General features: G+C 63.6%; 6 protein-coding genes. 4 read left to right on the forward strand and 2 right to left on the reverse strand.

The annotated features are described in order from the left end of the window. The first annotated feature begins 179 nt into the window (after nucleotides 1-179). From KBZ07_RS14470 to KBZ07_RS14480, 3 genes are all read left to right on the forward strand, one after another. On the forward strand, nucleotides 180-506 hold the full coding sequence (locus KBZ07_RS14470) for an acyl carrier protein (protein ID WP_254932268.1): 327 nt from the start codon (nucleotides 180-182) through the stop codon (nucleotides 504-506). After that, nucleotides 499-1,749, forward strand: coding sequence for a beta-ketoacyl synthase (locus KBZ07_RS14475; protein ID WP_254932269.1), 1,251 nt, complete (start codon nucleotides 499-501; stop codon nucleotides 1,747-1,749). Before KBZ07_RS14470 ends, KBZ07_RS14475 begins: the two co-directional genes overlap by 8 nt. Before the next feature lie 126 nt (nucleotides 1,750-1,875). After that, a complete protein-coding gene (locus tag KBZ07_RS14480) occupies nucleotides 1,876-3,408 on the forward strand; it encodes a carotenoid oxygenase family protein (protein ID WP_254932273.1) in 1,533 nt (510 codons plus the stop codon). Here KBZ07_RS14480 and rdgB read toward each other — a convergent pair whose 3' ends face one another. Beyond that, the gene (rdgB, locus tag KBZ07_RS14485) at nucleotides 3,409-4,035 is read right to left on the reverse strand and encodes an RdgB/HAM1 family non-canonical purine NTP pyrophosphatase (RefSeq protein ID WP_254932270.1); all 627 of its coding nucleotides are present in this window, start codon (nucleotides 4,033-4,035) and stop codon (nucleotides 3,409-3,411) included. It abuts the gene before it with no gap. A 4-nt stretch (nucleotides 4,036-4,039) separates the two neighbouring features. Further along, nucleotides 4,040-5,509 carry a phosphoglucomutase/phosphomannomutase family protein gene (locus tag KBZ07_RS14490; RefSeq protein ID WP_254932271.1) on the reverse strand — a complete coding sequence of 490 codons (1,470 nt, stop codon included), beginning with the start codon at nucleotides 5,507-5,509 and terminating at the stop codon, nucleotides 4,040-4,042. Between the two features lie 81 nt (nucleotides 5,510-5,590). Here KBZ07_RS14490 and KBZ07_RS14495 point away from each other — a divergent pair. Then, on the forward strand, nucleotides 5,591-6,662 hold a 1,072-nt coding region (locus tag KBZ07_RS14495; RefSeq protein WP_254932272.1), incomplete at its 3' end, for a TM0106 family RecB-like putative nuclease.

The raw sequence follows: 6,662 nt of genomic DNA on the forward strand, positions 1-6,662 counted from the left end.
AGGGCTGGAACCCCTTAGGGAATTTCCCATAGACGCTGTCCCCGTTTTGGGTTTGCTCCTGGCTTTTGCTTTTAGCTTTTGATTGGGAGTTTGACTCGTTGTTTGATTTGCTGCTGGCGACCACAGCTGTCGGTGACTTATCGCTCATTCGGTGATAGAATGGGAAGGCTATCTAGCTGTTGGCAGCGAAAGTGAACGATTCGGTAGATCAGCCTGGTGACCAGGGCGGCATGGACACCTCCGCCATGACCGATGATCAAATTGTCGCTCAAATTGCAGGCCTCATCCGCAAATGCGTCCCTGATGCCCAGGCGGTTGCGATTGGCATGGATTCCAGGCTGGTTGAAGATATTGGCATTGACTCCCTGGGCGCCTACGAATTAATCATGGAAGCGGAAGACCTTTTCCATATTGAAATCACTGATTCCCAGGTTGAAGGCATAAAGACAATCGCCGACCTGATTGCCATCGTGCGTGGGCCTGTCGTGCAAGGGCCTAATGCCTGAATCCTTGTCGGCTCAAGTTGCCGTAACCGGATTGGGCTGTATCTGTCCCCTGGGAAATACTCCGGAGGCTGCCTATTCCGCCTACGCTCGAGGTGATACGGGAATCAGCTTGCTTACTGAGCCCTGGGCTGAAACTTTCAAGTCCAGGCTTGGTGGTTTAGTCAAATTGGATATGGTGGCTGAGCTGGGTGACTATCTGGTTAGTCGGCTGGATCGTTTTAGCCAGTTTGCCCTGCTGGCATCTAGGCAGGCCTGGAATGCAAGTGGTTTGCATAATTCGGGGCTTGCCCCCGAGCGGTTGGCCGTAGTTATGGCTACTGGAATTGGCGGAGTTAATACGATGCTTGAGCAGCATCAAAGGCTCATCTCCGGTGCTAAGCGACTGCATCCGCTGGGCATCGCCATGGCCATGCCCAACGCTGCCACAGCGCAGATCTCGATGGAAATCGGAGCCTGTGGGGGAGCCCATGCGCCTGTTTCAGCCTGTGCAGGTGGTGCTGAGGCGATTGCATGGGGGTTGATGTTGCTCGAAGCTAGAAAAGTTGATGCCGTGCTTGTGGGGGGGGCTGAATCTGCAATCCATCCCCTCGCGATCCGGGGATTTTCAGAGATGCGTGCCCTTTCTTCAAGACTTGACGATCCAGCCTCTTCTTGTCGCCCGTTTGCCGCAGATCGTGAGGGCTTTGTCCTGAGTGAAGGGGCTGGGGCAATTGTGCTCGAACGACTGGAGGATGCCAGGGCCCGGCATGCGGACGTGCAGGCGCTGCTGATGGGTGCCGGGATGACGAGTGACGCGCACCATCTGGCTACACCCCATCCCGAGGGAGTGCACGCAGCCAGGGCGATCAGTTTGGCCCTGCGGGATGCGGATATATCAGCTCAGGATGTGAACTTCATCAGCGCCCACGCAACCGGTACCCGGATCGGAGATCTAGCTGAATCCCGGGCGATTGAAACTGCTTTTGGTGCCTCTATCCAGGATCTTTGGGTCACCGCTCCCAAGGGCGCCCTGGGCCATCTGCTGGGTGGAGCTGGTTCGGTGGAATCGGTCTTGACAATTAAGGCCCTTCAGGCTGGCGTGGTGCCGGTGAGCGTTAACTCAACCCCGCGGGATCCGGAGATAGGCCTGAATATTCCTGCTGCATCTGAGCCCTGTCTGGTGAATCTTTCCCAGCGTTTTGCCATAAAAAATACATTTGGTTTTGGTGGCCATAATGTATCTCTTGTGTGGGCAAGTGCCTAGGGCTATTCGGCTATCGAGTTCTTAATGGGAATTGCGCCCCCCTGGGCCAGGGTGATCAACGCGGTTGGGAGGGCAAACCGCTAGAAAGATTTCAGATAAAAATTCCTTGCTTCCCAGCCCAGCGTGATTTCCTCTGCCACACCCCCAGTTGCGGATGGTCCCCGTTTCGACCGAGCTGACTGGTCAGGCGCCTTCCGCAACGTCGGCCTAGAGCTCAGTGACGAGTTGGTTGTTGCCGTTCGGGGCACCATCCCAAAAGATTTGGCGGGCACCCTGTATCGCAATGGTCCGGGCCGGCTTGAGCGAGGCGGCCTCTGGGTCCATCACCCCTTCGACGGCGATGGCATGGTCGCGGCCCTCAGATTTGAAGCCGGTCAGGTCCACCTGAGCAACCGTTTCGTGCGTACTGAGGGCTGGCTGGCCGAAGAGCGGGCCGGGCGCTTCGTCTATCGGGGGGTGTTTGGCACCCAGAAGCCTGGTGGTGTCTTGGCCAATGCCTTCGATTTGCGCCTCAAGAACATCGCCAATACCCATGTGGTGCGGCTCGGCGATCAGCTGCTGGCGCTCTGGGAGGCGGCCGAGCCCCATGCCCTTGATCCCCTAACCCTTGAGACCCGCGGCTTGTCACGGCTTGATGGGGTACTTAAGCCTGGTGAGGCCTTCAGTGCCCATCCCCGCTTCGATCCAGGTCACCACGGTGAGCCCCGCATGGTGACTTTCGGTGTCAAGGCGGGCCCCACCAGCACGATCCGACTGATGGAGTTCGCCACCGAGGATCAGCCCGACGGCGTGCGGGCCGGTGAGCTGGTGGCCGACAGCAGCCACAGCTTCAAGGGGTTTGCCTTCCTCCACGATTTCGCCGTCACCCCTAGCTGGGCAGTGTTTCTTCAGAACGCTGTGGCTTTCAACCCCCTGCCCTTCGTGTTTGGCCAGAAGGGGGCGGCCCAGTGCCTGGCCTCCAAGCCCGGCGAAGCCGGCCAGTTCTGGTTAGTGCCTCGTCAGAGCGGCCACCATGCCGGCGCCAAACCAGTGCAGTTGCCAGCTCCCGAAGGTTTTGTGTTTCACCACCTCAATGCCTTTGAGGATCCCGCTAGCGGTGAAGTGGTGGTGGATTCGATCTACTACAAAGACTTCCCCTCGATCGGGCCCCAGGTTGATTTCCGTGAGATCGACTTCGCCTCGATTCCGGAGGGGCAATTACGCCGCTGCCGAATCGATCCCCGCTCCGGCACGGTGCAGAGCGAGTGGCTGGAGCAGCGTTGCTGCGAGTTCGCGATGGTCAACCCCGCCCACCAAGGGCTTGAAGCGCGCTTTGCCTGGATGGCGGTGGCGGAGTGCGAACGGGGCAATGGTCCCTTACAGGCCATTGAGAAACTTGACCTCCAAACCGGCGAGCGTCGGCTGTGGAGTGCGGCCCCCCGCGGCTTTGTCACCGAGCCCGTGATGGTGCCTCGCCCAGCATCTTCTGCCGAAGACAGCTTTGCCGAAGACAAGCCTGCTGAAGATAGTGGCTGGGTGTTGGTGCCGGTCTGGAACGGAGCCCGCTGCGCCACTGACCTGGTGATTCTCGGGGCCGACGATCTGGCTGAACAGGCAGTGCTGGAGCTGCCATTGGCGATCCCCTATGGCCTGCACGGCAGCTGGGCCGCTGCCACTTGATCAGCTGCCCAACAACTCCCTTAGGGGTGTATCGAGTTGGGCGAAGGCCCGGCCCCGGTGGCCGATGCGGCCCTTGAGGGTCTGGTCCATCTCGGCGTAGGTGAGGCCGGTCTCCGGCACGAAAAACACCGGGTCGTAGCCAAACCCCCCCTCGCCGCGGGGGGCCTCGAGAATCACGCCCGCGCAGAGGCCCTCCACTTCGATGCGCACATTGCCATTGGGATCAGCCAGGGCTAGGGCTGCGCTGAATCGGGCTGTGCGGTCGCTGCTGCCTGCCAGTTCGTGTAGCAGTCGGGAGATGCGGGCTGGGTCCGTGGCTGCGTAGCGAGCGGAGTGCACCCCGGGGGCTCCATTGAGGGCAGCGACGCTGAGGCCCGAATCATCTGCCAGGGTCCAGCTGCCGCTGTGTCTGGCAACTGTGATCGCTTTGAGGCGGGCATTTTCTGCGAAGGTTGCACCTGTTTCCTCCACCTCCAGATCCCCAGGCTGGGCAGCGATTTCCAGGTCCATGCCAGCCAATAACTGGCGAAATTCGCGAATTTTGCCGGCATTGGTGCTGGCGATCACCAATCGGCTCAAGGGTGCTGGGTCTAGGGCCAGGTCTAGGCCTAGGTCTAGGGCAGTCATGGCCTCAGACCGCCTCCGCCAGCTCACGGGCCCAGACCAACACCTCGTTCACCCGAGCGACCGTGGGGGCTTCGCAGTAGAGCCGCAGCAGCGGTTCGGTGCCTGAGAAGCGCAACATCAGCCAGTGGCTGGGGCCGAGTCGCAGTTTTACCCCATCGGTGGTGACTACTTCCAGCACGGGGCAGCCGGCGACTGCGTTGGGGGGGGCCTCTGCCAACTTGGCTTCCAAACGCCGCCTGGCTTCCATGTTGGCCAGCCGCAGGTCGAGCCGGTCGTAGGCCGCCGCGCCGCCGCAGCGCTGCTGCAAGGCATCTATTCGCTCCCCCAGGGGCACACCGCCCTCCACCAGGGCTTCGATCAGCAGCAGGGCCGCAAAGGGTGCGTCCCGCTCGGGCAGGTGCATCCCGAAGCCCACGCCACCCGATTCCTCGCCGCCAACCAGAACCTCGCTGCTGAGCATTTCAGCTGCGATGTACTTGAAGCCCACCGGCATCTCGATCACCGTGCGGCCCAGATCCTCAGCCACCAGCTGCATCAGGTCGGAGCCGCTGACGGTTTTGATCACGCTTCCCGGCAGCTGGCGGGCCCGGGCCAGATGGTCGATGAACAGGGGCATCAGCAGCTGGGTGCTGCAGAAGCGGCCGCGCTCATCCACGGCTGCGATGCGATCCCCGTCGCCGTCAAACACGATGCCCATGGCCGGCCGCCCCGCGGCGGTGCTCGCTTGGACCGCGCCGATCAGCTCGCCCAGGTAGGCCGCCAGGGGCTCGGGAGGGTTGCCGCCAAACAGGGGGTCGCGCCGGGCCCGGATCTCGCTGATGGCGCCGCTGTTTGTGGCCCCTTCCCCCAGCAGGGCCGGCAGCACCCCGGCTGCGGAGCCGTGCATCGGGTCCACGATTACCGTCAGCCCCAGCCGATCCAGCCCCTCGGCCAGGGCGGCGGTGTTGACCTTGGCCTGGAGCCCGGCCACGTAGGCGCCCATGGCATCAAATTGGCCAACCTCGCCAGGTATGGGCACGGTCAGTCCGCCGGCGGCCAGTCGGGTTTCAACACGGCCGGTGAAGTCGCCCTCCACCGAGCCGCCGAACGGGCCCTTGATTTTCAGCCCCAGCCATTCCGGTGGGTTGTGGCTGGCCGTGATCACCAAAGCTCCCAGGGCCTGGCGTTGCACTACCGCCCAGCTAGAGGCGGGGGTGGGGGTGGGGGTGTCGCAGAGCAGGGGGGTCAGGCCGCAGCCCCGCACGGCGCTGCAGATCGCTTGGGCCAGCTCGGGGGCCAGGAAGCGGCGGTCATAGCCGATGATCACCTCCCTGCTGGTGAGGCTTGTCGGGGCCGAATGGGCCAATTCCTGGGCCGCGGCCGCCGCGACTGGCAGCAGGCGCTCCATGGTGATGTCGACGCCCAGGATGCCGCGCCAGCCATCGGTGCCGAAGGCGATCGGACTTGCTGCCAAGGGCAGGGGGGCTGAAGCCATGGGGCGCGGAAGCCGAGCTCAGCTGATTCTGCTGTGCCGCCCGCTCTTCAGCACTAGCGTCTCTGCGAGTGGATGCCCCCCTTGACTGCGCCCCTCCCCGCCGACCAGCCCCTTACCGACCGCCTGCTGCGCAGCTGGCTGCGCTGCAGGCGCCGCGCCTGGCTGGATCGATTTGGCGTGGCTGGTGAGCGCCGCTGGAATGCCCACCGCGCCCTGGCCCTGAGTGACCAGCTACGCAGCTTTCAGACCCTGCTGGCAAACAGGCCGGGCCATGGAGAGGCGGCCTGTGCCGCTGGAGCCCCAGGGGTGGTGGGTTTGCGCCTGCGCGGGCATGACCCCCAGGGGCGGCGGCTGGAGGCCCACCCCGCCCTGCTGGAGCGCATTGCCGGCACCAGCCGTTGGGGGGATTTCGCCTATAGGCCGGTGCTGGCCCGGCAGGGCTACCGCTTGACCCGGGAGGCCCGGCTGGTGCTCGCCCTCTGGGGCCGCCTTTTGGCAGAGCACCAGCAGGCTCCCGTGCCCCATGGCCTGGTGTTGGCGGGGGCGGGGCGGGCCCTGCAGCAGGAGCGCCTGGCCCTGGGCGGCGGCCTCCAGCATCAGCTCGATGAGAGCCTGCAGCGTCTCTCCGCAGATCTGGCCGAGGCCACAGCGCCTCCCTTGGTGAACGACCGCAAGAAGTGCACCCTCTGCAGTTGGCGCGGCCCTTGCGACCGGGAGGCTGCGGCGATGGGGCACCTCAGCGAGGTCAGCGGTATTGGCGGTAAACGGCGGGAGATGTTGCTGGAGCGGGGGGTGACCAACCTGCCGGATTTGGCATCCCGGAACCCGGAGCAATTGGCCGAGGAATTGGCCGTCTATGGGGAGCAGCATCGTGAGATCGCCGCTGAATTGGTTGCCCAGGCCCGGGTGCAGGCCACGGGCATTCCCCAGCGGCTGGGGGCTGGCCCGGTGTTGCCGGAGCTGGCCCAGGCCCCCGGGGTGCTGCTCTATGACATCGAATCGGACCCTGATGCCCGCGACGATTTCCTGCACGGGTTTCTGGTGCTGGAGGCCGATGGCGGGGGGGGATGGAAGGAGCAGAGTTGGCGCTACCAGCCGCTCCTGGCCCTGCAGGAGCATGGCGAGCAGCGCCTCTGGCAGCGGCTGAAGCGAT

It is taken from the genome of Cyanobium sp. BA20m-14 (assembly GCF_024346295.1).